The organism is Arthrobacter sp. 01T425 (assembly GCF_056398725.1).
The window spans coordinates 55,581-81,078 of the sequence record NZ_JBFTPY010000018.1; the positions used below are offsets into that span (position 1 = coordinate 55,581).

General features: G+C 68.9%; 25 protein-coding genes. 17 read left to right on the forward strand and 8 right to left on the reverse strand.

Annotated elements, in window-relative coordinates:
• Positions 1–24: 24 nt before the first annotated feature.
• The 3 genes from AC1DNG_RS17775 to AC1DNG_RS17785 all read right to left on the reverse strand — a co-directional run bounded on the left by AC1DNG_RS17775 (position 25) and on the right by AC1DNG_RS17785 (position 2,493).
• Positions 25–372 carry a hypothetical protein gene (locus AC1DNG_RS17775; protein WP_223915998.1) on the reverse strand — a complete coding sequence of 116 codons (348 nt, stop codon included), beginning with the start codon at positions 370–372 and terminating at the stop codon, positions 25–27.
• A gap of 75 nt (positions 373–447) precedes the next feature.
• Positions 448–1,164, reverse strand: coding sequence for an isochorismatase family protein (locus AC1DNG_RS17780; protein ID WP_476887891.1), 717 nt, complete (start codon positions 1,162–1,164; stop codon positions 448–450).
• Positions 1,165–2,493, reverse strand: coding sequence for a nicotinate phosphoribosyltransferase (locus tag AC1DNG_RS17785; protein WP_476858822.1), 1,329 nt, complete (start codon positions 2,491–2,493; stop codon positions 1,165–1,167).
• A 37-nt stretch (positions 2,494–2,530) separates the two neighbouring features.
• Here AC1DNG_RS17785 and clpS point away from each other — a divergent pair, with 37 nt between their 5' ends.
• On the forward strand, positions 2,531–2,896 hold the full coding sequence (gene clpS / locus AC1DNG_RS17790) for an ATP-dependent Clp protease adapter ClpS (RefSeq protein WP_018775730.1): 366 nt from the start codon (positions 2,531–2,533) through the stop codon (positions 2,894–2,896).
• Positions 2,889–3,449, forward strand: a complete 561-nt coding sequence (locus AC1DNG_RS17795) for a DUF2017 domain-containing protein (protein ID WP_223915995.1) — start codon at positions 2,889–2,891, stop codon at positions 3,447–3,449. Before clpS ends, AC1DNG_RS17795 begins: the two co-directional genes overlap by 8 nt.
• A 5-nt stretch (positions 3,450–3,454) precedes the next feature.
• Here the strand turns inward: AC1DNG_RS17795 and AC1DNG_RS17800 are convergent, their stop codons facing one another.
• Positions 3,455–4,249, reverse strand: a complete 795-nt coding sequence (locus tag AC1DNG_RS17800) for an EAL domain-containing protein (protein WP_476887892.1) — start codon at positions 4,247–4,249, stop codon at positions 3,455–3,457.
• Positions 4,250–4,449: 200 nt separating this feature from the next.
• Between AC1DNG_RS17800 and murI the strand changes: the two genes are divergently transcribed.
• The 4 genes from murI to rdgB are packed head-to-tail and all read left to right on the forward strand — an operon-like array spanning position 4,450 to position 7,746.
• On the forward strand, positions 4,450–5,466 hold the full coding sequence (gene murI, locus AC1DNG_RS17805; RefSeq protein ID WP_476887893.1) for a glutamate racemase: 1,017 nt from the start codon (positions 4,450–4,452) through the stop codon (positions 5,464–5,466).
• Entirely contained in the window at positions 5,463–6,260 is a 798-nt protein-coding gene (locus tag AC1DNG_RS17810) for an MBL fold metallo-hydrolase (protein ID WP_223915988.1), read from the forward strand. The genes murI and AC1DNG_RS17810 overlap by 4 nt, the downstream gene beginning before the upstream one ends.
• A 53-nt stretch (positions 6,261–6,313) precedes the next feature.
• Positions 6,314–7,072: a ribonuclease PH gene (gene rph / locus AC1DNG_RS17815; protein WP_028276043.1), complete on the forward strand. Its 759-nt coding sequence runs from the start codon at positions 6,314–6,316 to the stop codon at positions 7,070–7,072.
• Positions 7,069–7,746, forward strand: a complete 678-nt coding sequence (rdgB, locus tag AC1DNG_RS17820; RefSeq protein WP_476887894.1) for an RdgB/HAM1 family non-canonical purine NTP pyrophosphatase — start codon at positions 7,069–7,071, stop codon at positions 7,744–7,746. Before rph ends, rdgB begins: the two co-directional genes overlap by 4 nt.
• Before the next feature lie 127 nt (positions 7,747–7,873).
• On the opposite strand, the gene AC1DNG_RS17825 is transcribed toward rdgB, so the two are convergent.
• On the reverse strand, positions 7,874–8,641 hold the full coding sequence (locus tag AC1DNG_RS17825) for a VTT domain-containing protein (RefSeq protein ID WP_476887911.1): 768 nt from the start codon (positions 8,639–8,641) through the stop codon (positions 7,874–7,876).
• 113 nt (positions 8,642–8,754) lie between these two features.
• On the opposite strand from AC1DNG_RS17825, the gene AC1DNG_RS17830 reads away from it, so the two are divergent.
• A complete protein-coding gene (locus tag AC1DNG_RS17830; RefSeq protein WP_476887895.1) occupies positions 8,755–9,771 on the forward strand; it encodes a 3'-5' exonuclease in 1,017 nt (338 codons plus the stop codon).
• A 171-nt stretch (positions 9,772–9,942) separates the two neighbouring features.
• Positions 9,943–10,485: a DUF4395 domain-containing protein gene (locus tag AC1DNG_RS17835; RefSeq protein ID WP_476887912.1), complete on the forward strand. Its 543-nt coding sequence runs from the start codon at positions 9,943–9,945 to the stop codon at positions 10,483–10,485.
• Positions 10,486–10,809: 324 nt separating this feature from the next.
• On the opposite strand, the gene AC1DNG_RS17840 is transcribed toward AC1DNG_RS17835, so the two are convergent.
• Complete coding sequence (locus AC1DNG_RS17840; protein ID WP_476887896.1) at positions 10,810–11,982, reverse strand: ADP-ribosylglycohydrolase family protein; 1,173 nt, start codon at positions 11,980–11,982, stop codon at positions 10,810–10,812.
• Positions 11,983–12,166: 184 nt separating this feature from the next.
• Between AC1DNG_RS17840 and AC1DNG_RS17845 the strand changes: the two genes are divergently transcribed.
• From AC1DNG_RS17845 to AC1DNG_RS17870, 6 genes are all read left to right on the forward strand, one after another.
• Complete coding sequence (locus tag AC1DNG_RS17845) at positions 12,167–12,523, forward strand: YidH family protein (RefSeq protein ID WP_476887897.1); 357 nt, start codon at positions 12,167–12,169, stop codon at positions 12,521–12,523.
• The gene (locus tag AC1DNG_RS17850) at positions 12,520–12,861 is read left to right on the forward strand and encodes a DUF202 domain-containing protein (protein ID WP_230012221.1); all 342 of its coding nucleotides are present in this window, start codon (positions 12,520–12,522) and stop codon (positions 12,859–12,861) included. Before AC1DNG_RS17845 ends, AC1DNG_RS17850 begins: the two co-directional genes overlap by 4 nt.
• 192 nt (positions 12,862–13,053) lie before the next feature.
• Positions 13,054–14,046, forward strand: coding sequence for an MIP/aquaporin family protein (locus AC1DNG_RS17855; protein WP_476887898.1), 993 nt, complete (start codon positions 13,054–13,056; stop codon positions 14,044–14,046).
• An 82-nt stretch (positions 14,047–14,128) separates the two neighbouring features.
• The gene (locus AC1DNG_RS17860; protein ID WP_476857503.1) at positions 14,129–15,310 is read left to right on the forward strand and encodes an exonuclease SbcCD subunit D; all 1,182 of its coding nucleotides are present in this window, start codon (positions 14,129–14,131) and stop codon (positions 15,308–15,310) included.
• Positions 15,307–18,405 carry an AAA family ATPase gene (locus AC1DNG_RS17865; RefSeq protein WP_476887899.1) on the forward strand — a complete coding sequence of 1,033 codons (3,099 nt, stop codon included), beginning with the start codon at positions 15,307–15,309 and terminating at the stop codon, positions 18,403–18,405. Before AC1DNG_RS17860 ends, AC1DNG_RS17865 begins: the two co-directional genes overlap by 4 nt.
• Positions 18,406–18,593: 188 nt before the next feature.
• The gene (locus AC1DNG_RS17870; protein ID WP_476873246.1) at positions 18,594–20,018 is read left to right on the forward strand and encodes an MFS transporter; all 1,425 of its coding nucleotides are present in this window, start codon (positions 18,594–18,596) and stop codon (positions 20,016–20,018) included.
• A 40-nt stretch (positions 20,019–20,058) separates the two neighbouring features.
• On the opposite strand, the gene AC1DNG_RS17875 is transcribed toward AC1DNG_RS17870, so the two are convergent.
• Entirely contained in the window at positions 20,059–20,775 is a 717-nt protein-coding gene (locus AC1DNG_RS17875) for an IclR family transcriptional regulator (RefSeq protein ID WP_230008911.1), read from the reverse strand.
• 199 nt (positions 20,776–20,974) lie between these two features.
• Here AC1DNG_RS17875 and AC1DNG_RS17880 point away from each other — a divergent pair, with 199 nt between their 5' ends.
• The 3 genes from AC1DNG_RS17880 (at position 20,975) to AC1DNG_RS17890 (ending at position 24,532) form a co-directional block, all read left to right on the forward strand.
• On the forward strand, positions 20,975–21,511 hold the full coding sequence (locus AC1DNG_RS17880) for a flavin reductase family protein (protein WP_476857500.1): 537 nt from the start codon (positions 20,975–20,977) through the stop codon (positions 21,509–21,511).
• A 51-nt stretch (positions 21,512–21,562) separates the two neighbouring features.
• Positions 21,563–23,017: a 4-hydroxyphenylacetate 3-monooxygenase, oxygenase component gene (hpaB, locus tag AC1DNG_RS17885; protein WP_223915967.1), complete on the forward strand. Its 1,455-nt coding sequence runs from the start codon at positions 21,563–21,565 to the stop codon at positions 23,015–23,017.
• Positions 23,018–23,176: 159 nt separating this feature from the next.
• Complete coding sequence (locus AC1DNG_RS17890) at positions 23,177–24,532, forward strand: MFS transporter (RefSeq protein WP_476858811.1); 1,356 nt, start codon at positions 23,177–23,179, stop codon at positions 24,530–24,532.
• A 138-nt stretch (positions 24,533–24,670) separates the two neighbouring features.
• Here the strand turns inward: AC1DNG_RS17890 and AC1DNG_RS17895 are convergent, their stop codons facing one another.
• Positions 24,671–25,498 carry an alpha/beta fold hydrolase gene (locus AC1DNG_RS17895; RefSeq protein ID WP_476887900.1) on the reverse strand — a complete coding sequence of 276 codons (828 nt, stop codon included), beginning with the start codon at positions 25,496–25,498 and terminating at the stop codon, positions 24,671–24,673.

Here is a 25,498-nt window from a genome sequence, read left to right on the forward strand (position 1 = left end):
ACTCTGCTGTGAACTTTGCTTCGGCTACTGGCCGGCGCCGCAGACCTGGCCGTAGGTCTGACCTGCCGCGGTGTAGTCGGCCTTCATGTCCTCGAGCTTGGCGGTGTCCGGGGAGGGCTTGGCCGACTCGTCGAAGTATTCGATGATGGTCTGCAGCGGGGCCCGCAGGTCCTCGGATGCCGCCGCCTTGATGGGCCGCAGCTGGTTGGCGACCCGGGTCATGCCGGTCTTGTCCGATGTGGCCGACTGGGCGGAGACCACGGTCTTGACCCGGGCGCAGGTTTCCTCGTTGGTCAGCTGCGGCGTGGCAGAGCAGCCGGCCGCGCCGAGCAGCGCTCCGGCGGCAATCAGGACGGTCAGGGTCTTCTTCATGGTGTACTCCGGGGTTCTACGGGTCTGTCAATATGGCAAGACTGGCGATGGGGCAAGGATTTCGAGTCTACTGGCTCAGAGGACATCGACGCCGCCGAGCTCCATCTCGGCCACGGCATCGTCCAGGTCTTCGGCAATGCCGACCGTCAGGCCGCGCAGCACCGTGACGGAGTAGCCGGCCTGGACGGCATCCAGGGCGGTCGCTTTGACGCAGTAGTCCGTGGCGATGCCCACCACCACGATGTCCTCGACGTCGTGGCTCTGCAGCCAGTCGTCCAGTCCGATCGCGTCCTCGCCGGCGGCGAAATCACTGCCGGCGAAGGAACTCACTGTGTTGTCGGAGTCTTCGGAGTCTTCGGAGTCTGCGGCGTTTTCGGAGTCGCCGGAGCCTCCGGCGCCGGTAACGGGCATGGCGCCGGGCTGGCGGTCGCCGGTGGGGATTTCGTCCTCGGGGGCCAGCAGCCCTTCGAAGCCGGAGTACGCCGCGGCGAACTGGCCCTTGCGGAAGTACGCCTGGATGTGTTCGGGATCAAGATCGGGATGCAGTTCGGCCCCGCGGGTGCCCGCCACGCAGTGCCGCGGCCAGCTGTCCACGAGATCGGGTTTCTCCGAGAAGTGCTCACCCGGATCGATGTGCCAGTCCTGGGTGGCCACGACGTGGTCAAACTGGCCGTGGTGGGCGTCAACGTACTCGCTGATTTCCCCGGCCAGGCTTGCCCCGCCGGGGACGGCCAGGGCACCTCCCTCACAGAAATCGTTTTGGACATCAACGATGATCAGGGCGCGGGACATTCAGTCCTCCTCGTAGATGGTGGGGATGGCCGCCTCGCCGCGCTGGAGCCGGTTGACCACCGCGGGAAGCTCCCGCATGGTTTCCGCGTGGCGCCGGCGCGCGCGCTGGACCCCCTCCGGGCCCGTCCACCCGGGGAGGAGCTCGCCGTTCTTGACGAACTGCTGCAGCAGCGGACGGTCGTTGCCGTCGTCCTCCGGGTGATGGCCGACGCCGACGATTTCGGCCGTGGCGGTCCCGCGCTCGTTGAGCTTGCGCAGCGCGTACTTCCGGCCGCCCTTGCTGGCCTTGTTCTTGGCGGCCTTGGCGACGGAGATGAAATCGCCGGCGTCGTCGGTGCGGCTGACGAGCTTGTAGACCATGCTCGCCGTCGGGGCCCCGGACCCGGTCACGAGCGAGGTGCCCACGCCGTAGGAGTCCACCGGCGCGGACGCCAGCGCCGCGATGGCGAATTCGTCGAGGTCTGAGGTCACCACGATCTTGGTGTGGTCGTTGCCGAGCTCGTCGAGCAGCCGGCGCACCCACTGGGCCTGGGCCACGAGGTCGCCCGAGTCCAGCCGGACAGCGCCCAGCTTGTCCCCGGCGAGATCGACGGCGGTGCGGACGGCCGTTTCGACGTCGTACGTGTCCACCAGCAGGGAGGTGTCCGGCCCAAAGGCGGCAATCTGGGCCTCGAAGGCCTCCCGCTCGGTGTCATGGAGGAGCGTGAAGGAATGGGCGGCCGTGCCCACCGTCTTCAGCCCGTAGCGCAATCCGGCCTCCAGGTTCGAGGTGCTGTCGAACCCGGCAATGACCGCGGCCCGGGCAGCGGCGGCCGCCGATTCCTCGTGCGTCCGGCGCGATCCCATTTCGATGCACGGGCGGGTCCCGGCCGCGGAGATCATCCGGGAGGCGGCAGAGGCGATTGCGCAGTCGTGGTTGAGCACGGAGAGCAGGTAGGTCTCCAGGATGCAGGCCTCGGCGAACGTGGACTCAACGATCAGCACGGGGGAGTTCGGAAAGTACGCCTCACCCTCCGGATAGCCCCAGATGTCGCCGGAAAAGCTGTAGCCGGCCAGGTAATCCAGTGTCTGGTCGTTGACCACCTTGGTCCGGCGAAGGTAGTCCAGTTCCGGCTCGCCGAAGCGGAAGTTCGCGATCCCCTCCAGCAGGCGGCCGGTGCCTGCCACGATGCCGTAGCGGCGCCCGTCCGGGAGCCGCCGGGCGAAGGCCTCGAAGACCGATTTGCGGTGCGCCGCGCCGGACTGCAGGGCGCCCTGCAGCATGGTCAGCTCGTAGTGGTCTGTGTACAGGGACGTGCGGGGACGGTCCCAGCCAGCGGAGGTACTCACAAATTCACTCTAGTGTGCATCCCCATAGAATGGACAGATGACCCTCAGCGTTGCGCTCGGCCCCGACACACGGGAGAGTACCCAGACCGGAACAGTGACGTCCGGCGACGTCCTGACCGCCCCGGACGTCCCCTGGAACCTTGTGATCTGGAACGATCCCGTGAACCTGATGAGCTATGTGAGCTATGTGTTCCGCAGCTATTTCGGCTACTCGGAGGCCAAGGCGAACAAGCTGATGATGGAGGTCCACAAGAAGGGCCGCTCGATCGTGGCGCACGGCAGCAAGGAACAGGTGGAGCAGCACGCCGTCGCGATGCATGGCTACGGACTCTGGGCGACGGTTGAAAAGGCCACCGGCGGCAACGCCGGCGGTTCCGGCAAAGGCAAGGGAAAACGTGGCTAAGGCATTCAAGTACGGGCTCAAGGGCATCAAGGGCCATCTGGAGCCGGCCGAGCGGGAGCTGCTGCGCAGCCTTTTCGATGACGTCATATCCATGCTGGAGCCGGAGCAGCGCGCCAACGAGGACCCGCTGGCGGCCCTGGTGGGTTTGGACACCGAAGCGCGCGAACCCTCGGACCGCGCCATGCGGCGGCTGTTGCCGAACGTGATGAAGAACGACGACGACGCCTCCCTGGAGTTCCGTCGTTACACCGAGCGGTCGCTGCGCGAAAGCAAGATCGGCGCGCTGAAGGCGGCCGCACTTAGCCTGGACCGGGACAACCTCGTCCTGACCCCGGACGACGCCCGGCACTGGGCCACCGCGCTCAACGATGTCCGGCTGGTGCTGGCCGAACGCCTCGACATCCGTGACGATGCCGACGCCGACAACATCCACCTCATGCAGGACTGGGCCCAGGCCGAGGACGTCGAAAGCTACCTGGCCCTGGTGTACAACTTCACCACGTGGCTGCAGGAGTCGCTGGTCCAGGCCATGGTGCACTCGCTCGATAGGTAGGGCCGCTAAGCGACAGCGGTGGCGTCAGAAACAGGCACGGACTGTATCTGCGGAAGCTCCTCGAATGCCGGCTTTGCGAACCAATATCCCTGGAACAAGCGGATGCCGGCTTCCTTCAGAATCCGGAACTCCGCCTCCGTCTCGATGCCCTCTGCGAGCACCGTGATGTCGAGCTCCCTGGCGATGCCGACGATGCCAGCAACGACAGCCTGGCGGGCCGGGCTGGTGTCGATTCCCCGGATGAGCTTCATGTCGATCTTGATCAGGTCTGGCTGGAAATCGACCAGGAGCCCCAGCCCTGCATGACCGGCACCAAAGTCGTCGATGGCGGTGGTGAAACCATGCTTGCGGTATTCGGTGATGATGTTCGTGAGGTGGGCAGTGTCGGAAACCTCCTCATTCTCCGTGAACTCGAACATGATCGACGACGTCGGAAAGCTGCAACGCCTGGCTGCAAGCAGCGTCGCACGAAGGCACGCAGCCGGTTCGTAGACCGCGTTCGGCATGAAGTTGATGGAGAGAATCAAGCCCTCACCGGCAGGAAACAGCCGCGATGCCAGCTCGATTGCCTTGACGCGGCAGTCCTGGTCGAAACGGTACTTCTGCTCAGGTGCGACTCTGGACAGGACGTGAAAAGCCCCCTCGCCCGACAAGCCTCTGACCAGTGCCTCGTAGCCCCATACGCGACCAGCAACGGCGTCATAGATCGGTTGGAAGGCCATGCTGAAATCAAAGTCGAGCTGTGACGACGTCGTGCAGCCGTCGCATGTCATATGCGGTCCTTTCGCTGTTTCGTCCATCGTGGGGGCACGACGGTCGCCCCCGATATCTCGACGGCGCCCATAGCATACAGGGCGGGGACAGCGGCAGGCTGCCACCGATGAGCAGGGGTCTTCCCCGCGTTGCCCATCCGCCGGAAACCCGTGTGACCCATCAGACACGAGTTGCAGGACACAATGTGATGGCCGCGCCTGTAGTGAAGCCCTATCCTCGAATAATCATGACTTCAGCATCAAATACGGATCCGGCAGCGCCAGCTGCGGCGGAGACCGCAGCGGGCAGCGCCGGAAATGCCGGGTTGGCATCGCGCCCCATCGGCGTCTTCGACTCCGGCGTCGGCGGCCTCACGGTGGCCCGCTCGATCATCGACCAGCTGCCCAACGAATCCATCCTGTATGTCGGTGACACTGCGCATGGCCCCTACGGACCCCTTCCCATCGCCGAAGTCCGGGCCAACGCCCTCGGCGTCATGGACGAGCTCGTGGATTCCGGCGTGAAGCTGCTGACCATCGCCTGCAACTCCGCGTCCGCCGCCGTGCTGCGTGACGCCCGCGAACGGTACACGGCCCGGTACGGGATCCCCGTGATCGAAGTGATCCAGCCGGCCGTGCGGCGTGCCGTCGCGGCGACCCGGACGGGCCGGGTGGGGGTGATCGGGACCTCGGCCACGGTGGGCTCGCGCGCCTACGAGGACACCTTCGCCGCGGCCCCGGACCTGGAGATCACGTCCGTGGCCTGCCCGGCGTTCGTGCCGTACGTGGAGGCCGGGATTACCACCGGACCGGAACTGCTCGCCGTCGCCCGCGACTACCTGGCACCGCTCATTGCCGCCGGGGTGGACACCGTGGTGCTCGGCTGCACCCACTACCCGCTGCTCACCGGCGTGATCTCCTTCGTTATGGGCGAGGACGTCACGCTGGTTTCCAGCGCCGAGGAGACGGCCAAGGACGTCTACCGGGCTTTGGCCTCCCGGGGCCTGGAGCGCACGGACACCGCGGCGCCGGAGCACAATTTCATCGCCACCGGCGACGCCGCCCAGTTTGAGCACCTCGCCCGGCGCTTCCTGGGCCCCGAGGTCCTCAGTGTCCGCCACGTGGACCACGTCGCGGCGCAGTACCCCACCGGCAGCCTCGCCCGGATCACCCCGGAAATGATCGCCGCCGCCCGGGCCGGCACGGGCGGGCCGCGGATCTCCAACTTTGTGGGCGGATCCGCGGGCGGAGGACCAAGGCTGTGAAGCTGACCATCGTGGGCTGTACCGGCTCCTTCCCGGGGCCGGGCTCGCCGGCGTCGTGCTATCTGCTGACCGCCAACGACGGCGAGCGGAACTGGAAGATCGTCCTGGACCTCGGCAGCGGGGCGCTCGGCGCCATCCAGCGCTACACGGACCTGGAGGACATTGACGCGATCTTCCTCACCCACCTGCACCCGGACCATTGCATGGACCTGTGCGGGCTCCATGTTGCCGTGCGCTGGAAGCCGGGCGGCTGGGGACGGGGCAGGATTCCGGTGTGGGGGCCTGCCGCGACGGCCGACCGGATGGCCACGGCCTACGGGCTGGACCTGGATCCGGGCATGCACGAGGAATTCGATTTCAGCAACTGGTCCGAGCGCAAGCCAGTCAGCGTCGGCCCGTTCACGGTGACGCCCTACGCGGTGAACCACCCCGTTGAGGAGGCCTACGCCCTCCGCGTGGAGGTCACCGAGCCCGCCAAGGACGGCACGCCCGTGACCCGCGTCCTGAGCTACTCCGGGGACACGGATTCCTGCGCGGGCCTGGAGGACGCCGCTCGCGACGCCGACCTCTTCCTGTGCGAGGCGGCGTTCGAAGAAGGCCGCGACGACGGGATCAAGGACGTGCACCTGACGGGCAAGCGGGCGGGGGAGGCCGCCGTCGCCGCCGGCGCGCGCCGGCTGCTGCTGACGCACATTCCCGTCTGGACGTCGCCGACCACCGTCATGGCCGAGGCCAAGGAGATCTTCGGCAAGGACGTGGCCGTCGCCGTCGCGGGTGTGCACTACACCGTCTAGCGCGCGCTGGCCGCCCGCGCGGGCCGGGGCGGGTGAGTCGATAAGCTAAAGGCATGACTTCCCAAGCTCCCAGTGTCCCCGTCATCCGCGCCGACGGCCGTACCCCCGACCAGCTGCGCCCGATCAGCATCACGCGCGGCTGGTCCAAGCAGGCCGAGGGTTCGGCCCTGATCGAGTTCGGCAACACCCGGGTCCTGTGCACGGCTTCGCTGACCGAAGGCGTGCCGCGCTGGCTCAAGGGCGAGGGCCGCGGCTGGGTCACGGCCGAGTACGCCATGCTGCCCCGGGCCACGAACACCCGGTCCGACCGTGAGTCCGTCAAAGGCAAAATCGGCGGCCGCACCCACGAGATCTCCCGGCTGATCGGCCGCTCGCTGCGCTCCATCATCGACACCAAGGCCCTCGGCGAGATCACGATCGTGCTGGACTGCGATGTCCTGCAGGCCGACGGAGGCACCCGCACCGCGGCGATCACCGGAGCCTACGTGGCACTGGCCGACGCCATCCGGTTCGCCCGCGAGAAGAAGATGATCGCCCGCAACGCCCAGCCCCTGATCGACACGATCGCCGCGGTGTCCGTCGGCATCATCGACGGCGTCCCGATGCTCGACCTGCCCTACGTCGAAGACGTGCGCGCCGAGACCGACATGAACGTCGTGGTGACAGGCTCCGGCAAGTTCGTCGAAGTCCAGGGCACCGCCGAGGGCGCACCGTTCGACCGCGACGAGCTGAACAAGCTGCTGGACCTGGCGCTGCTGGGCACGGAGCAGCTCGCCGCGATCCAGCGCGACACCCTGGCGGAGGCCCCGTGACGGAGACGCCCGTCGCGGACCGGCCGGAAGCCGACGGCCCGGGCCCGCGGCTCGTCCTCGCCACCCACAACAAAGGCAAGCTCCGGGAACTGCGTGAGCTGCTCCGCGGCCAGGTTCCCGGGCTCGACGTCGACACGCAGGTGGTGGACGCCGGCGCCGTCGGTGCCCCCGACGTCGCCGAGACCGGCGTAACCTTCGCCGAAAACTCGCTGCTCAAGGCCCGGGCGGTGGCCGAGGCCACGGGGCTCGTGGCGATCGCCGACGACTCCGGGCTTTCTGTGGACGTCCTCGGCGGCGCGCCCGGGATTTTCTCGGCCCGCTGGTCCGGCCGGCACGGCGACGACGCCGCGAACCTGCAGTTGCTGCTCGCCCAGCTGGCCGACGTGCCGGACGAGTACCGCGGGGCCGCGTTCGTCTGCGCGGCAGCGCTGGCGGTGCCCGGGTCCTCGCCCGACGGCGGCCGGGAAGTCGTGGAATACGGGCAGCTGGAAGGGACACTCCTGCGGGAGCCGCGCGGGGAGGGTGGCTTCGGCTATGACCCCGTCCTGCAGCCGAACGGGCTGGACCGCAGCTGCGCCGAGCTCAGTTCCGAGGAGAAGAACGCCATCAGCCACCGGGGCCATGCGTTCCGGGCGCTCCTGCCGGCCATCGTCGAGGCCCTGGCCGGGAAGTAGCCGGCCCGGCCAGGCTCAGGACGAAGGAAGGCACCCCACTCGGTGGGGCGCCTTCCTTGTTAACTGCTGCGTTCACTGCGGCACTGCATTTACTGGGGCGCTGCGCTGCATTTACTGCGGCGCTGCGCTACGGGGTCCGGCGTTCTTCTTCCGGCTCGTGCTCTTCGATGAATTCGTCTACGACGTCGGTGCCGTACTTCTCGGCCTGGCGCTTGGCGATCGTGCCGCGGACAACCTCGATGGCGATCGGGATCACGGAGACCAGCACGATGGCGATGAAGATGATGTCCAGGTTGTCCTTGACCCACGGCACTTTGTCCCCGAGCAGGTAACCCAGGAGCGTGACGCCGCCGCCCCACAGCACCGCGCCGATCACGTTGTAGGTGAAGAATTTGCGTTTGCTCATCTGCGCGACGCCCACGATCACCGGGACGAAGGTGCGGATGATCGGAACGAACCGGGCCAGGATCAGGGCCTTGCCGCCGTGCTTTTCGAAGAACGCATGCGCACTATCCACGTTTTCACGCTTGAACAGCTTGGAGTTGGGCCTGTTGAACAGGGCAGGTCCCGCCTTGGACCCGATCAGGTAGCCCACCTGGTTGCCGATGATCGCGGCGACGATGATGAGCGCGGTCAGGACCCAGATGTTGACCTGGATGGTGCCGGTGGCCACGAGCAGCCCGGCAGTAAACAGCATGGAGTCCCCAGGCAGGAAGAATCCGATCAGCAGCCCGGTTTCGGCAAAGATGATGCCGCAGACCAGCAGGACCACCCACGGCGCGAAGGCCGGATTCGCCAGGAAAACCTGGGGGTTGAGCCAGTCCGGCAGGAAGGAGGCCATCTGCGGCTGGACGGGGCCGGCGCCGCCAAGGGCGGACACGGCGAGGTCGCTCATTGCTAGTACGTTCACCTGTTAAGGGTACTTGACGGCAGGCTGCAGGCCCGGGGCCCAGCCCCGGGGGCCGGTCCGGTGCGGGAGGGTCCGTCCGCGGGCGGTAAAGTTGGGCCGTGACTTTGGACTTTACGGCGATCGACTTTGAGACCGCGAACGGTTTCCGCGGTTCACCGTGCGCTGTTGGCCTGAGCAAGGTTCGTGGCGGTGTCGTCGTAGAGGAAGCCTCCTGGCTCATGCGGCCACCGGAAAACCATGACACATTTGATCCCCACAACGTCCGGATCCACGGCATCCGGCCGGATCAGGTGGCGGGACTGCCGCGGTTCGGGGAGCTGTTCCCGGAGATCGGCGCGTTCATCGGCGGCGACGTGCTCGCGGCCCACAATGCAGGGTTCGATCTCGGTGTGATCCGCTCCGGCCTGGAGGTGTCCGGGCTGTCCGGACCGGCCTACGACTACGTCTGCACGGTGATATTGTCCCGGCGCTGCTACTCCCTGGTGTCCAATTCGCTGCCCTACGCCGCCGAGGAGGCCGGGGTCCCGCTGCTCAACCACCACGATGCCGCCGAGGACGCCCGCGCCTGTGCCGGCATCCTGATCGACATCGCGGCCCGCAACGGGGCAGCAAGCATCGCGGAACTGTACCTGTCCCTCGGCCTGACGGTGTCCCACCAGCCGGCGTTCGACCCCCGGCGCGACCCGCTGTCCAAGGCCACCCTGGCCGCCATGGAGGCGCTCGCGGGGGGAACCGCCGGCTCGCCCCCGGGCCGGCGCTTCGTGGCCGGGTGGCCGGAGGAAGGCCCCAACCCGACACCCAACGCCGCCGCCAGCCCCGACCACCCGCTGTTCGGCCAGACCGTGGTGTTCACCGGCGAACTGGCAATTCCCCGCCCCGTTGCCAAGGTCCGTTCCGCGGAGCTTGGCGCCAGGCCCGAAAGCCGGGTGACAGCCCGCACTACCGTTCTGGTGGTGGGCGACGGGTTTGTGGCCGCGGACCTGCGCTCCGGCCGGTTGACCGGCAAGGCGCGCCGCGTCCTGGAACTGCACGAACGCGGGCAACGGATCGAGGTCCTGTCCGAGGGCGAATTCCTCCAGATGGTCGGCGGACATCTGTCTGCCGCACCTGCCTGACCCGGTCCTGCCTGACCCGGTCCTGGCTGATCCGGTCCTGGCTGATCCGGCAGTCACACGGCGCAACAATCATTCCTCCCACGGCGCGCCCGCTCGTAGCCTTGGCGGATGAGCAAACGCACGGATGCACAGGCCCCCACAGCGCCGGCCAAGTCAGCGCCGCCGGCGTTAATGCCGGCGGACTCGGCGTCGTCGGCGCCCGCGAAGTCAGCACCGGCGACGCACGGAATTGACTGGCATCGGGTGTTCGCGTTTCCGAACCCGGTGAATGAGTACGCCGCCCGCATCACCGCAGCCCTGGTGGTGGCGCTGTCCGCCGTGACCCTGCTGACCGGTTTCGGCTGGGGGCTCGCCGTCATCGCGGCCGGTTTCTGGCTGCGCGTGCTGTTCGGTCCCCGGATCTCGCCCCTGGCCCAGCTCTCGGTCAAGGTCCTGACGCCCTGGCTCGGGCGGACCCGTCTCGTTCCCGGACCGCCCAAGCGGTTCGCCCAGGGCATCGGCGCTGCCGTGTCGACGGCGTCGGCGGTGCTGCTGGCCGCCGGCCTCGCGCCGGCGGCGTGGGTGCTGCTCGCCGTGCTGATCGCCGCCGCGTCCCTTGAGGCGTTCGCCGGGTTCTGCCTCGGCTGCACCATTTTCGGCTTCCTGCAGCGCCGCGGGCTCATCCCCGAGGACGTCTGCGAAGCCTGCAACAACATCTCGCTCCGCGGCGCCTAGGATTCGGGGCGCTTAGGTCCGGAGCACCGGGGCTCCGCCGAAGCGGCCGGGTTCCGCCGAGGCGGCCGTCAGGGACGGACATGGCCTCCGGAGGCTCGGACGGGTGGACATAGTGGCAATATGTCCAGTCCCCGCCGCCGGAGATGGGCATGTCCTGAGGATGCCGCGGCCGGGGATGGACATGTCCTTCGCAGCGGGGCGGTACGGGGCATGTCCCGCGGGCAAGCCGGGCCGCTGCTTCCGGGCGCAGCCGGCTGCGCTGCGCAAATGCCGGAGACTCGACACCTGGCGTGCACGGGCCCGGCCGAGTGTTGCCGGCCGAAGCTATGAGCCAGTGACGGCGGCCAGCTTCGACGCCATGCCCCGGATGACCTCCGGCGCCTGAAGGGCCGCCAGCCAGTCTGCCGGCAGGCACCGCTCGCCGTAGAACGCGCCCAGGATGTTCCCGGCGATCGACGCCGTTGAATCGCTGTCCCCGCTGTGGTTCACCGCCAGCGCGATCGCGGCACGGAAGTGGGCCTGGGCGGGATCGGCCTCGGCAGCGCCGGCGTCCGCCGTCCCCGTTCCTGTCCCGGTTCCCGGGGCTGTGGCCAGCACGGCGTACAGCGCGACGGCAAGGGCTTCCTCGGCCACCCACCCCTCGCCGAGTTCGCCGACCAGGCCCTCGGGGCTGAGCACGTCTCCGCCGGGCAGGTCTCCGGCCAACCGCAGGGCCGCCTCCAGCCGTGCCACCACCTCCGGATCCGGATTTTCGCCCTTGCGCAGGATGCCGCCGAGCAGCTGCCCGAGGGCCGATTCCGCCGCTTCGCGCAGCCCGTGGCCGGAGGACAGGGCATGGATGAGAAGGCTGAAAACTCCGGCGCTCTGCCGTGCCGCGGGGTGGCCGTGCGTCAGGGACGCGGCATCGGCGCTGAGCTTATAGACCGTTTCCGCTTCGAGGTGGGGGATCAGGCCGAAGGGCGCCGACCGCATCACGGTGCCGCAGCCCTTCGAATCCGGATTGACCGGCCACTTCACGGTACCCATCTCGCCCGTGGCGAGTCCGCTCAGGCACGCGTTGCCGGGTGAGCGCCGGCTCTTCAGGACTTCCTGGGCATCGATCCAGCGCGGCGGCTGGAACGGGGCCGACGCCGGCACGGCGACGCCCTGGGTGCCCAGCCAGCGCAGGTACGCGAGCCACAGGCACGCGTTGATGTCCGCCGCCACGCCGTCGTTGGCCCATTCCAGCGCCTCGAGGAGGCCGTCGGCGGTGTACAGCGTCATTTGCGTGTCGTCCGAAAACGGGCTGCCGGCGTCGAGCGCGGAAAAATCCTGCAGGCCCGCGGGGCCGAACCGGGCCCGGATGGCGGAAATGCTGTCGAACTCGACGGCGTAGCCCAGCGAATCTCCGAGCGCGCCGCCCAGCAGGCAGCCGTGGATGCGCGAGCCGTGGGCAGGGGAGTGCGGCTGGCCGGGTGTTGGGGCGGGTGCGGGGCTGGTCCCGGGCTCGGTGCTCATGCCCTCAAATTTACCCGGCGCTGCACCGCACCCCGCAATGCCGCCGGCCGCCGGGGACTTAGCGCCGCCGCCTGGGGGCCGGGCGGCGGCGGATGCGGAAGGCCGGTAGGGTGCTGGTAGGACCCGTCCAGCGGTCAGACGAGGCAACCGCCGGCGCCGTACCGCCGGGCAGCGGAGGAAACGAATGCGCGAACCAGCGTGGCGGAAGACCGGGACCACCCCCGACTACAGGTTCTCCCTGGCCAACGAGCGGACGTTCCTGGCCTGGATCCGCACGTCCCTGGCCCTGGTTGCCGGAGCCCTTGCGATCGACCAGCTGGCCCCGGAGATCGCGCCGGGACCCGTGCGGATCGTGTTGTGCGTCATCCTCGCGTTCCTGGGCGCTGGCCTGGCCGCCCTGTCCTACCACCGGTGGGGGCTCATGGAGGCTGCCATGCGGAACAACAGGGAGCTGCCGTTCTCCGGAGTGATGCTGGTGATGACCATCGGCGTCGCGGCTGCGGCCCTGGTGTTCGCGGTCCTGATCCTGGTGGCGCGGTGAGGCCAGCTGCGGCCAGGGACCCCGGGCTGCAGCCCGAGCGGACCTCCCTGGCCTGGCGCCGGACGTTGCTGGCCCTCATCGTGGCGGACCTGCTGGTCTGGCGCAGCTGGGCGCTCGCAGGATCCCGGGGCGGCGTTGTAGGTCCCGTTGATTTCCTTGGCATCTGCGCGCTGGCCGCCATGGCCGCGACGCTGGTCCTGGGCGTGTGCGTGCTGGTCCGCGGGCGCGAGCTCCGGCGGTCCAACGCTGCGCCGCCGGCGACGCTGCTACGCTGGGCCGCCGCCGCCGTCGTGGTCCTCGCCGCCAGCGCCGTAGCCGCGGTGGCCCTCGGGCACTGAACTGAGGCACTGAGTCGCGGCCCGGAACGGGCACCCAGCCGGAATCCAGCCAACATCCAGATTGCGCTGGCAGACTGCTGGCGGACCCATTCTCCCAGGCGGCCGAGGCCGCCCCGGACCACGAACCGGCGGCGGTCCAGCGACGCCGCAACTGCAGCTCCTGGGCGCGCCGCCAGCAAAGGAATCCTGACCATGACCCTGCTTGTGCCAGCCCCCGACTCCGTTGACGTCCAGCCACCGGCCGCCAGCGACGTCCCGCCCCGGCCCGGGCTCGTGGCCCGGCTGTCCGCCGAGGCCCTGGGGACCCTGATCGTCGTGGTTGCGGGCCTGGGCGTGCCGCTCTTCACCATTCCGCAGTCGAGCCCGCTGCCCGCCGCCCTGGCCGCCGGCCTGACCCTGACGGCGGCGATGCTCGCCGTCGGTTACGTCTCCGGCGGCCACTTCAACCCTGCCGTCACCGTGGGCAACGCCATCGCCGGCCGGATCCGGCTTGCCAACGCCGCCGCCTACATCGGCGCGCAGCTGGTGGGCGCCGTGCTCGGGGCCGTCGCCCTGTACGGCGTCCTGCGCACCGTGCCGACCATCAACGACTCCCAGGGCGCATTCGCCACCGTGGCCGCCGGATTCGGCGAGCACTCGATCATCCAGGTGCCCATGGCAGGCGTCCTGCTCGTGGAGGTCCTCGGCACGGCACTGCTCGTGGCCATCTTCCTTGCCACGACCGCCCGCCGGAATCCGGCCAGGGCGGCTGCGCCCTTCGCGGTCGGCCTGACGACGGCGATGCTCCTGCAGTTGGGCCAGGCCCTCGGCAATGTGCCGTTCAACCCGGCCCGGGCAACGGCGGCGGCCATCTTCAGCGGCCCGGACGCGCTCGGGCAGCTGTGGCTCTTCTGGGTGGCACCGGTGGTCGGTGCGGCCATCGCCGGGCTGGTTTTCCGCGGCTTCGTGCAGTCGGCCCGGACCAGTGGACAGGCCAGTGACGCGGTCACCGACCAGCCCGCCGACCAGCCCGACGGAAAGCTCACCGCCCAGCCCGACGGAAAGCTCACGGAAGCCGATGTGGATGGCGCCGATTTCGATGACGCCGGGCTGGCCGAGGTCACGGCCACCACCGCTTCTGCTTCGGCCGTCCCCGCCGGCAACGACGAGGCCCGCAGCTTCTTCGACCGCAAGGGCGGGAAGTAGCCACTGCTGACCACTTTTAACCTCCGTCACACCTCCGGGGTGGTGGCGCAAGAGTGTCGGTGGCAGCCGATACCGTAGGAATATGCGGTTATTGCACACCTCCGACTGGCACTTGGGCCGGTCCTTCCACGGCATCGGCATGCTGGATGCCCAGCGCGCCTTCATCGACCAGCTCGTGGCGTTTGTCCGGGAAGAGAGCGTCGACGTCGTCCTCATCGCCGGGGACGTCTATGACCGCGCATTGCCGGGCGTCGACGTCGTCGGCCTGCTGGATGACGCCCTGGTGCGCCTCACCGGGGCCGGCGCCGAAGTTGTGTTGACCAGCGGCAACCACGATTCCGCCATCAGGCTGGGGTTCGCGTCGCGGCTGCTCGAGCGCGGGGGAGTGCATTTGCGCACACGGCTGAATGAACTGGACGTTCCCGTGCTCTTTCCGCTCGGGGACGATGCCGGGAATGAGGCAGCGCCGGTGCTCGCCATCTACGGGATCCCCTGGCTGGAGCCCCGGCTCGTCGCCGAGCAGCTGGGCGTAGAGACCGCGAGCCACTTCGAGGTCACCCGCGCCGCCACCGAACGGATCCGTGCCGACGTGCGGCAGCGGAGTCAGACCCGGACCGTCCATTCGGTGGTCCTGGCGCACACCTTCGCCAGCGGCGGCATCAGCTCCGACAGCGAACGGGATCTGAGCATCGGCGGCGTCGGCGCGGTCCCGCTGGATCTCTTCGACGGCTTTGGCTACACCGCACTGGGCCACCTGCACGGCAGGCAGGAGCTCTCCCCGGCAGTGCGCTACTCCGGCTCGCCGCTCGCGTATTCGTTCTCGGAGGCGAAGCACAGGAAGGGCAGCTGGCTCGTGGAGGTCGACGCCGAGGGGATCGGCGGCGTGCGCGAAGTGCTCTGGGACGCGCCCCGGACCCTCGCAGTGCTCCGCGGGAAGCTGGATGACCTACTGGAATCGGAGGACTTCGCGTGGGCCGAGACCGCCTACTGCCAGATCACGCTGACGGACGAGGCCCGCCCGGCCCAGGCGATGGACCGCCTGCGGGCACGGTTCCCCGACACCCTGGTGCTCGGCTTCGATCCCGATGGTCCCGGCGCGGCGCCCAAAGCCAGCTACAGCAGCCGGCTGGCCGAAGCCGGGGACGACCTCTCCGTCTGCTGCGGATTCCTCGAGCACGTCCGGGGCAGGCCGGCTTCCGACGCCGAAGCCGCAGTCCTCGCCGAGGCGCTCGACGCCGTACGCCTGGAAGGAGTGTCCCTGTGAAGATCCACCGCCTGGAGATTTCCGCGTTCGGCCCGTTTGCCGGCACGGAGCGGATCGACTTCGACCGCCTGAGCGCACACGGGCTCTTCCTGCTGAACGGCGCCACCGGCGCGGGCAAGACCAGCGTCCTGGACGCTATCTGTTTCGCCCTCTACGGATCGGTTCCCGGGGCCCGACAGGACGGAAAGCGGCTGCGCAGCGACCACGCGGAGGCCGCCGCCGAACCGCGCGTCACCTGCGAATTCTCGGCCAAGGGCCGGCACTTCGAAGTCTCCCGCTCGCCCGCGTGGGACAAGCCGAGTGCCCGGGGCCGGAACGGCTTCACGGTCCAGCAGGCCAACACGCTGCTGCGCGAACGCATCGACGGCGCGTGGGTGGAGAAATCGGGCCGGAATGATGAGGCCGGCGCCGAGATCACCGACGTCCTGGGCATGAACCGGGACCAGTTCACGCGCGTGGTCATGTTGCCGCAGGGGGACTTCGCGGCGTTCCTGCGCTCCAAGGCGTCCGACCGTCTGGAGCTGCTGCAGAGCCTGTTCGGCACCCAGCGCTTTGAAGCCGTGGAACAGGAACTGTCCCGGCAGGCGCAGACCGCCAAGGCCGAGGTCGCCAACCTCAACGCGAAGCTGGACCTGCTGCTGGCACAGGCGGAGGCCGAAACAGCGGCGCTCGAACTCGACCCCGACGGCGCCCCAGGCCGGGACGAGCCCGATGCCCTGTTGGCCTGGCTCGACGCCGCCGCGGCAGCCGCCGCGGAGGGCCGGCGCAGCGCTGCCGCGGGAGCCGAGAAGCAGGCCGCCGATCAGGCGTCCCTGTTGGAGGCGGCGAACGCGCGGGCCAACCGCCACGCCAAACTCGCCGCCGCGGAACAGCGGCGGATCGACGCCGACGCCGCCGCCCCCGTCCTGGCGGGCAAGGCCGTCACACTGGGCCTGCACCGCCAGGCCGAAATGCTCGGCGGCCAGTTGCAGGCGGTCGAAAGCGCCGCGGCAGCTGAGGACCTGGCAGGAACGGCCCTGCTGGAGGCCGCGCGGCAGCTGCGGTCCGCGGCCGCCACAGACCCGGAGCTCGCCGGGCAGGACGTCCTCGACGCCGGCGCCCCCACCGCCGACGACGACGATGCCGACCCCGTCCGGGCGGGTAAATCCGTCATGTTGGACAGCGCGGCCGTCCGCGGAACCCTCGCCCGGCTGCGGTCCCTGCACGCAGTGCTCACCGAACGCCTGCCCGACGAAGCCCGGTTCCTCGGGCTGACCCAGCGCGGCAGCCGGCTGCGCCTGCAACTGCAGGAGCTGGAAAAAGGACGGCTTGCCGGTACCGCCGCACTGGACACCCTGCGCACTGAGTCGGCGGCCCTGTCCGCCGGCATCCGCCCCCTCGAGGAGCTGGCCGCGGAAGTCCAGTTGCGCACCAAGGAGGCCACGGCAGCGGACGAACTCGTGACCATCGTTGGCCGCTTCCTCGCCGCCGAGGCCGAGTGCGCGGCAATCTCCGGACAGCACGCCGCGGCCCTCAGTACGCACCAGGACCGGAGGCAGCACTGGCTGGACCTCCGTGAGCAACGGCTCACCAACGCCGCCGCCGAGCTCGCCACCCAGCTCCTGGCCGGGGTCCCATGTCCTGTCTGCGGCAGCCCTGAGCACCCGGCACCTGCCCCAGCGGCAGCCTCCGCCTTGGCCGTCGCCGAGGCCGAGAAAACCGCGCAACTGGCCAGCGACACGGCAGAAAAAGCCGTCGCCGCCCTAGGTCGTGAGCTCGCCGAGGCCCAACAGAACGTCGCCGTCCTGGCCGCCCAGGGCGGCAACACACCTGCCGGGGAAGCCCGTGAGGAGGCAGCCTTGGCCCGGGAACGGGCTGATGACGCCGTCCGCGCTGCCACGGACCTTGCTGCGAGCCGGGCCCGGATGGCAGAACTCGAAGCGGTGATCGCCGACGCAGAGCGGGCGCAGGCCGACGCCGCCTCCGGCATCGTGCAGACGCAATCGACGATCGCCGAAATCGACGAACAGGCACAGGCCCTCGAAGCCACCCTGGACAAGCTGCGCGCCGGCCACGCGACCCTCGAACAGCGGATCGCCGCCCTGACGGCAACCACGGCGGTCCTGGAGCACGCCGACGCCGCACACTCAGCCCACGAACAGGCTGCCGCCCGCACCGCGGAGGCACGCCGGCACCTTGAAGTGGCCCTTCCCGGAGCCGGTTTCAGCACCGAAACCGCGGCGCGGGAAGCGCTGCTGCCAACGCCGGTGGCCACAAGCCTCGAAACGGCCATCCGGGCCGGACAGGACGAGGCCGCCAGGATCCAGGAACTGTTCGCCGGAGAGGACCTGGCCCTGGCGGCAGCCGAGCGGGCCGCCGGGGACATCGTCAGCGACGCCGCCCTCGAGGAGCTCAGGACGGAATCGGCGGCGGCGGAACGCAAAGCCCGGGAAGCCGTGCTTGCGGCCGGGCTGGCGGAAAACTCGCTCCGGATACTCGGGCGCATCGCTGGTGACTACGCGGACCTCGCTGCCGCCGGCAGGGAACCGCGGGACCGGGCCGCGATGCTCACCGCCGTCGCCGACGCGGCCAAGGGCGGCGGAGACAACACCTATCGCATGAGCCTGAACAGCTACGTCCTCGCCGCCCGGCTCGAGCAGGTGGCCGTCGCTGCCTCCGAACGCCTGATCGGTATGAGCGATGGCCGCTACACGCTGCAGCACACCGACGCCAAGGCAGCACGCGGCGCGAAGTCCGGCCTTGGCCTGGAGGTCGTGGACGAGTGGACCGGCCAGCGCCGGGACACCGCCACCCTCTCCGGCGGCGAGTCCTTCATGGCCTCACTGGCGCTGGCCCTTGGGCTGGCGGACGTCGTGCAGCATGAGTCCGGTGGCGTGGACATCGAGACCCTCTTCGTGGACGAGGGCTTCGGCAGCCTCGACGAACAGGCGCTGGAACAAGTCATGGACGCCCTGGAAAGCCTCCGCGACGGCGGCCGGGTGGTGGGGCTCGTGAGCCACGTCGCCGAAATGAAGCAGCGCATCGGCACCCAGCTCCAGGTGGACAAGGGCCGCAGCGGCTCCACCCTGCACATCAGCGACGACACCCGGGCCTGAGCCGGACCCAGAGTGGGCCCTGGGACCGGTCCCGGGGCCCACTCTGGGTCCCGTCCCGGGGTCTGGTCCCAGGGCCGGCGTCCGGGGATCGGGTATCATTGGTCTGTTACCGGGTCGCGCGCATCGGGAGGAGGGACGATGCGCCGTATTTAGCGAACCCGGAAACCATGAACCCTTCACCGTCTTCTTTGGTGTCTACTCTTGACGCCCCACTGCCGCCGACCTACGCGCTGCCGGCCGCTTCAATTTCGACCGACGCTCTGCCTGCCCCGTCGCCCGGAAAGGGCGGCCGCTACGCGCAGCTGCCGTTGCTCGCCGGCCGCAGCTTCATCCCCCTCGGGCTCTTCGCCCGACTGCCGCTTGCCATGCTGACGGTCGGCGCCCTGACACTCGTCACCGCCGTCACAGGCTCGTACGCCGTGGGCGGCGCCGCGGCTGGCGCCGTCGGCATCGGTTCCGCACTCGGTGCCCCCGTCCTCGGCGTCCTCGCCGACCGGCTCGGCCAGCGCGGCGTCCTGCTCGTATCCGCCGTCGCCAACACCGTGGCCATCGTTGCCCTGATCCTCACGGCCTACCTCATCCCCGGGGTCCACGACCTTGCCGCCGCGGTGCCCGTGCTGGCCGCGGCCTTCGTGGCCGGGGTGAGCTGCCCGCAGGTCGGTCCGCTGGCCCGCGTCCGCTGGATGGCACTGACCTCCCGGACGTCCGGCTCCGGAACCGGTGCGGCCGGAAACTCCGCGGACCTGGACACCGCCCTTTCCTATGAAAGCACCGCGGACGAGCTCACCTTCGTGCTCGGCCCCGCACTCGTCGGAATCCTCGCGAGCCTGCTCGCGCCGTGGCTGCCGCTGGCCCTCGCTGCAGCACTGACCGTGGTCCTCGTACCCGCCTTCGCCGTCCACCCCACGCACCTTGCGGTCGTCCGCACAACGAAACGCCGGCCCGCCGGTCCTGCCGCAGGCCACGCGGCCGGCCCGGCGCCCACGACGGCGGGGGACAACCACGGGGAAACCCGCACGGCAGCCCGGCGGGTCAAAACCTTCGCCGCCGTCGCCCTCCCGGTGCTGGCGATGGTGTGCATGGGCACGTTCTTCGGCTCCACCCAGACAGCCCTGAGCTCTTTCTCCGCCAGCTTCGCCACCTCCGAACTCGCGGGCCTGCTCTACGCAGTCATGGGACTGAGCTCTGCCGCGGCCGCCCTCTCGGTCGCGTACTGGCCCCGGCGCTTCACGGTGAACGCCCGCTGGATTGCCTGCGCGGCCCTGATGGCCGGCTTCGCATCGCTGCTGTTGCTGCCCTCGACGGCGCTGCCCATGGTCCTTGTACTGCTGGTCCTGGGCCTGCCCGTTGGTCCGCTCATGGTCACTGTCTTCGCGATCGGCGGCCTCGTGGCCCCGGCCGGAAAGCTCGGCACGGTCATGACAGCCCTGGCCAGCGGCATTGTGGCCGGCACCGCGCTCGGATCCTCCATCGCCGGACAGCTGGCGCAGAACTTCGGGTATTCGACGGCCTTCCTGGTTCCGGTGTGCGCCGCCACGGCGCTGTTCCTGCTCGGAACGGCAGCCGCCGTCGTACTGCGGCAGCGCGGGAAGAAGACGGCCGCGGCCGCATAGACCCCGACGGGACAGCGCTGCGGCGGCGCTTTCCGCGGGCTTAGCCCAGCTGCGCCTCGATGCGACGCGCCGCCTCGGTCAGGGCCGCTGCGACCTCGTCCGGATCCTGCGCGGCGCGGATATAGACGACGGCGAGGGCGGCCGGACGCCCGCCAGGCACACGCAGCGGCACCGCAATCGAGGACACCCCGGGGATCACCTCGTCATGGCTGGCGGCATAGCCGCGGCGCCGGGCCTCGGCCGCCTCGGACCGGTACGGGATGCCCGGGACCAGGGCCCGCCACTCCTGCTCCGGGTAGGCTGACTGGATCGCAATGCCCGGCGCCCCTGCGCTGATGGGGTGCCGCGAACCCGGGTGCTGCACCACCGCGGCGCCGCTGTGCCGCGGATCCACGGTCACCAGCGTCACGCACTCCTCCCGGTCCCAGACCGCCACGAAGGCGCTCATGGTCAGGGTGTTGGCCAGCTGGGTCAGTTCCGGCAACGCCGCCGACTGCAGGTTCCGGGAGACCCCGCGGGCCAGGACCGCGAGGCCCGGGCCGGGCTGGACGCGGCCGCCATCGTCACGCACCAGCAGCGAGTGGTCCTCGAGCGTGCGCAGGATCCGGTAGGCCACGGAGCGGTGGACGCCCATGGCGTCGGCGAGTTCGGCAATGGTCAACGGCTGCTGGGCCTCGGCGAGGATCTCCAGCGCCCTGATACCGCGGGACAGCGTCTGGGACGGGGAAGCCTGGGCGGTGCCGGCATTCGGGGTCATGGGGTCCATCCTAGGTGCGGGGTTACTGGACGCCGGGCTCGCCGGGCTACCCTTGTGTTCCGGCTCATGGTCAGCTAGCGTTCTATATGGGAACTGTTTGTTCGATTATAGAACACAATACAGAACTCGACTATAGAACACGGCTGATCCAAAGCACACCCACACCACGGTCGGGAAACGCAACGAACGCAAGGGATCAATGATGATTGCCACGCCGCGCGGCCACGCCGGGGGCGCCCAGGGCCCCCTGTCGGTACCGCGGGCCAACCACTTCCGGGGCAGCCTCGGCAGGTTTGCCACCGGCGTCGCGATCGTGACCTTCGACGGGGCCACGAAACGCCACGGCATCACCGTGAACTCCTTCACCTCGGTCTCGATGGACCCTCCGCTGGTGCTGGTGAGCATCGCCCGCACGGCCAGGGCCCACGACGAGCTCGCCGGCCGGCCCTTCACCGTGAATATCCTTGGCGCCGAGCAGCGGTACCTGGCCATGCACTTCGCCGGCAGGCCCGGCCCCGAGCCGCTGTGGGTGGAGGGGAAGACCGCGCCGCGGCTGTCCAATGTCCTCGCATATTTCGAATGCAAGCCCTGGGCGGCGTACGACGGCGGCGACCACACCCTTTATATCGGCGAGGTAGTGGACTTCAACTACCGCAACGGCGATGCCTTGGCCTTCGCCAACAGCACCTTTACCACCATCCCGGAAAGCCAGCTGGGTATGGAGGATCTGCTCTAGCGCCACATTCCTTCCCGGCAATTCAGCGCAACGACGACTGGAGGACGACCAATGGGTATCCGTACCGGACGGCAGTACCTGGACAAGCTCAATGCCATGACGCCGCACGTGGTGATCGACGGCGAGGTGGTGAGCGAGAAGATCGCCGAGCACCCGGCCTTCCGCAATGTGGCCCGCTCCTACGCCAGGCTCTTCGACATGCAGCATGATCCGCAGTACCAGGAGGCGCTCACTTACGCCTCACCCAGCACCGGGGACCTGGTCAGCGCCTCCTTCCTGGTGCCGAAGACCGTCGAGGACCTCCAGCGGCGGCGCCGCGCCATCTCCACCTGGGCCGAGTCCTCCAACGGCTTCCTTGGCCGCTCCGGGGACTATATGAACTCCGCGCTGACCGCGCTGGGCACGGCGGGGAAGTGGTTCGCGCAGGCGGATCCGAAGTTCGGCGAGAACATCCGCAACTACTACGAGTGGGCCCGGGAAAACGACGTGCTCGCCACCCACACACTCATCCCGCCGCAGGTCAACCGGTCCGTGTCCGGGTCGGAGCAGCTCGGCGGCCAGCTCTCGGCCCGGATCGTGGAGGAGCGCGGGGACGGGATCGTCATCCAGGGCGCGCGCATGCTCGCCACCATCGCCCCGATCGCCGACGAACTGCTCGTGTTTCCGTCCACGGTCCTGCGGGGCACCCCGGAGGACGCCCCCTACTCTTACGCGTTCGCCATCCCCAACGACGCCCCGGGCCTGCGCTACCTCTGCCGCACCTCGCTGTACAACGGCGGCAGCACCCACGACGAGCCGCTGGCCTCCCGCTATGAGGAAATGGACGCCGTCGCGGTTTTTGACCACGTCTTCGTGCCCAACGAGCGCATCTTCATGCTGGGCCACCCGCAGCTGTGCAACAGTTTCTACACCGAGACCGGGGCCGGCGCGCTCATGACCCACCAGGTGGTCACCCGCACGATCGCCAAGAGCGAGTTCTACCTGGGCCTGGCATCGGAACTGGCCGAATCGATCGGCATCGACGGATTCCAGCACATCCAGGAGGATATCGCAGAGCTGATTATCGACGTCGAAATCGGCAAGGCCCTGGTCCGCGCGTCCGAGGCCGACGCCGGACTCAACGACGCCGGCGTCATGCTGCCGAAGTGGTCCACCCTGAACGCCGCCCGCAACTGGTACCCGAAGATCGCCCAGCGCTTCCCGCAGATCATCCGGAAGTTCTCGGCGTCGGGCCTCATGGCCCTGCCGGGGGAGGCGGACGTCAACAGCGAGGCCCGGGAGGACATCGAGCTGTACCTGCAGGGCAAGACCCTGACCGGCCCCGAGCGGGTCCGGCTGTTCAAACTGGCCTTCGACGCCTCGATCTCCGGGTTCTCCGGGCGCCAGTCGCTCTACGAGTACTTCTTCTTCGGAGACCCCGTCCGCATGGCCGGCGCCCTGGTCAACACCTACGACCGCGAGCCGGTCCGGGCCAGGGTCCGCGAGCTGCTCAACCGCACCGACTGACCCGCGGAAGACACTTTCCGGGAACATGTGTGCCTTATCACATCTTTCGTAGTAGTATTCAGGATACTAACTGACCGTTCGATCAGTAATTCATGAGGCATCAGTTATCCACTTCGCACCCACCCGGGCAGTACCTCTGCCCCCAGCAACGGAGTTCCAATGACCGTAACTTCATCCGTAGATTCCGAGGCGGGTCCCAGCAGCAAACACGAGGAACGCAAGGTCCTCGCCGGGACACTGGTCGGCACCACCATCGAGTGGTACGACTTCTTTATTTTTGCCCAGCTGACAGCAACGCTGCTGTCGCCGCTGTTCCTGGCCCCGCTGAACGCCTCCAACCCTGGCCTGGCGCAGATCCTGTCCTTCGCCCTGATCGGCATCAGCTTCCTCTTCCGCCCGCTCGGCGCGATCGTCGCCGGCCACCTCGGCGACCGCCTCGGCCGCAAGGCCATGCTGGTCTTCACCCTGATCATGATGGGCGCCGCCACGGCCCTGATCGGCATGCTGCCCACCTATGCGCAGATCGGCGTCTGGGCCCCGATCCTCCTGATCCTGCTCCGCGTCATCCAGGGCTTCTCCGCCGGCGGTGAATGGGGCGGCGCCGCCCTGATGGCCGTGGAGCACGCTCCCAAGAGCAGGCGCGGCCTGTTCGGCGCCTACCCGCAGATCGGCGTTCCGGTCGGCATGATCCTCGCGACCGGCCTGCTGTACTTCCTCAACACGTCCATGTCCAAGGAAGACTTCGCATCCTGGGGCTGGCGTGTGCCGTTCCTGCTCTCCATCGTGCTGATCGTGGTCGGCTACCTGATCCGCCGGGCAGTCGCTGAGAGCCCCGTCTTCAAGGAGATGCAGGACCGCAAGGAAGAAAGCAAGGCGCCCCTGGGCGAGCTGCTCCGCAAGCACAAGAAGGCTGTCCTCTATTCGACGATGATCTTCATCGGCAACAACGCTGCCGGCTACCTGCTGATTGCCTTCTTCATCTCCTACGCCACCAAGACGCTGAAGATGCCCACCCCGCAGATCCTGCTCGCCACGACGCTGGCTTCCTTCGGCTGGCTGATCTTCACGCTGGTCGGCGGCTGGCTCTCGGACAAGATCGGCCGCGTCAAGACGTTCCTGATCGGCTACGGCATTGTCTTTGCCTGGATGATCCCGATGTTCGCCCTCATCGACACCAAGAACATTGTGCTCTACGGCGTCGCGCTGTTCGTCCTCACGGTCGGCCTGGGCCTGTCCTACGGCCCCATGTCCGCCATGTACGCCGAGATGTTCCCGCCGGAGGTGCGCTACTCGGGCATCTCGATCGGCTACGCCTTCGGCGCCATCCTCGGCGGCGCGTTCGCGGCCACCATCGCGGAAGTCCTCCTGCAGGGCACCCACTGGACCGGCTCCATCGGCATCTACATCATGATCCTCTGCGTCATCTCCGCCGTCGGCGTCCTGTTGGCCGGGGAAACGAAGGGCCGCCCGCTCGGCGTCGCGCACCACGCGCCGGCCGAAGCCGCAAAGCACTAGCAACCAGGCAAGCACGAGGGGCGCGGACCGCAAGGTCCGTGCCCCTCTGGGTTAAAGAGCAACGCGGGGTCACTTCGCGCCCATCCAGATCATTCGGATGGGCCGTAAGTGACCCCGCGTCGCTTTTGTGAGGCGGGTTTAGACGCCCAGGAAGCTGATGGCGCCTTGCTTGAAGGCGCGGCTGGTGATGGCGTTGGTGTGGTTGCGGCCCGGCAGCACGAGCTGTTCGACCATGCCGCCGGCCTTGGCGCCCAGGGCGGCGAGCTCCGGCATGGTGGCGGCCCGGTCGTCGTTTTCCCCCGCCACGAGGAGCATCGGCATGTGGGGGACCGCTTCGGCGGGGTCATACGGCTCGGTCTTGATTGCCTCGACCAGGGACAGCAGCGCGAAGATGTTGTTGCTGGGCAGCAGCATGGCCATCTTCAGCAGCCCGGCGGTCGACTCGTCCGCGATCGGCGTGCCGTCGGCCAGGTACCGCTGCGCGGCGATCAGGTCGAAGTCCGCCATGGGGTCGGCGACATTCGGGCCGCCCAGGACCAGCCGGTGCACCAGCTCGTGCTGTGTGGCTCCGAACTCCCAGGCGAGCCGGGACCCCAGCGAATAGCCGATCACGTCGAGCCCGCTGGACGGGTCCCCGTCGCGCAGCGGCCGCGCGCCGGCGTCGAAGACTATCTGCAGCAGGTCCGCACGGATCCGGCTGGGGGAGTAGGAGTCCATGTCCTCCGGGGCGCCGCTGCGGCCGTGGCCGGGCAGGTCCACGGTGATGACGCGCCGGCCGGCTTCCAGGAGCGCGGTGAGCCAGCCGCTGTCTTCCCAGTTGAGCTTGGAGGAGGAGGAGAAGCCGTGCAGCAGCAGGACGGGACGGAACCCGGCGTCGTTCTGGGGCTCATGCACCTGCACGTACAGCTGGGGGTCGGTGCCCTCAACGGTGTGCGAATGCTGCTCGCCGGTGTGTCTGCCGCTCAT

Bases quoted from the DNA above. Each gene is read 5' to 3' on its own strand.
- AC1DNG_RS17775 (WP_223915998.1), bottom strand. From the start codon at position 372: ATGAAGAAGACCCTGACCGTCCTGATTGCCGCCGGAGCGCTGCTCGGC.
- AC1DNG_RS17780 (WP_476887891.1), bottom strand. From the start codon at position 1,164: ATGTCCCGCGCCCTGATCATCGTTGATGTCCAAAACGATTTCTGTGAG.
- clpS (WP_018775730.1), top strand. From the start codon at position 2,531: ATGACCCTCAGCGTTGCGCTCGGCCCCGACACACGGGAGAGTACCCAG.
- AC1DNG_RS17800 (WP_476887892.1), bottom strand. From the start codon at position 4,249: ATGGACGAAACAGCGAAAGGACCGCATATGACATGCGACGGCTGCACG.
- murI (WP_476887893.1), top strand. From the start codon at position 4,450: ATGACTTCAGCATCAAATACGGATCCGGCAGCGCCAGCTGCGGCGGAG.
- rph (WP_028276043.1), top strand. From the start codon at position 6,314: ATGACTTCCCAAGCTCCCAGTGTCCCCGTCATCCGCGCCGACGGCCGT.
- AC1DNG_RS17825 (WP_476887911.1), bottom strand. From the start codon at position 8,641: ATGAGCGACCTCGCCGTGTCCGCCCTTGGCGGCGCCGGCCCCGTCCAG.
- AC1DNG_RS17835 (WP_476887912.1), top strand. From the start codon at position 9,943: ATGCCGGCGGACTCGGCGTCGTCGGCGCCCGCGAAGTCAGCACCGGCG.
- AC1DNG_RS17840 (WP_476887896.1), bottom strand. From the start codon at position 11,982: ATGAGCACCGAGCCCGGGACCAGCCCCGCACCCGCCCCAACACCCGGC.
- AC1DNG_RS17845 (WP_476887897.1), top strand. From the start codon at position 12,167: ATGCGCGAACCAGCGTGGCGGAAGACCGGGACCACCCCCGACTACAGG.
- AC1DNG_RS17855 (WP_476887898.1), top strand. From the start codon at position 13,054: ATGACCCTGCTTGTGCCAGCCCCCGACTCCGTTGACGTCCAGCCACCG.
- AC1DNG_RS17860 (WP_476857503.1), top strand. From the start codon at position 14,129: ATGCGGTTATTGCACACCTCCGACTGGCACTTGGGCCGGTCCTTCCAC.
- AC1DNG_RS17875 (WP_230008911.1), bottom strand. From the start codon at position 20,775: ATGACCCCGAATGCCGGCACCGCCCAGGCTTCCCCGTCCCAGACGCTG.
- AC1DNG_RS17880 (WP_476857500.1), top strand. From the start codon at position 20,975: ATGATGATTGCCACGCCGCGCGGCCACGCCGGGGGCGCCCAGGGCCCC.
- hpaB (WP_223915967.1), top strand. From the start codon at position 21,563: ATGGGTATCCGTACCGGACGGCAGTACCTGGACAAGCTCAATGCCATG.
- AC1DNG_RS17890 (WP_476858811.1), top strand. From the start codon at position 23,177: ATGACCGTAACTTCATCCGTAGATTCCGAGGCGGGTCCCAGCAGCAAA.
- AC1DNG_RS17895 (WP_476887900.1), bottom strand. From the start codon at position 25,498: ATGAGCGGCAGACACACCGGCGAGCAGCATTCGCACACCGTTGAGGGC.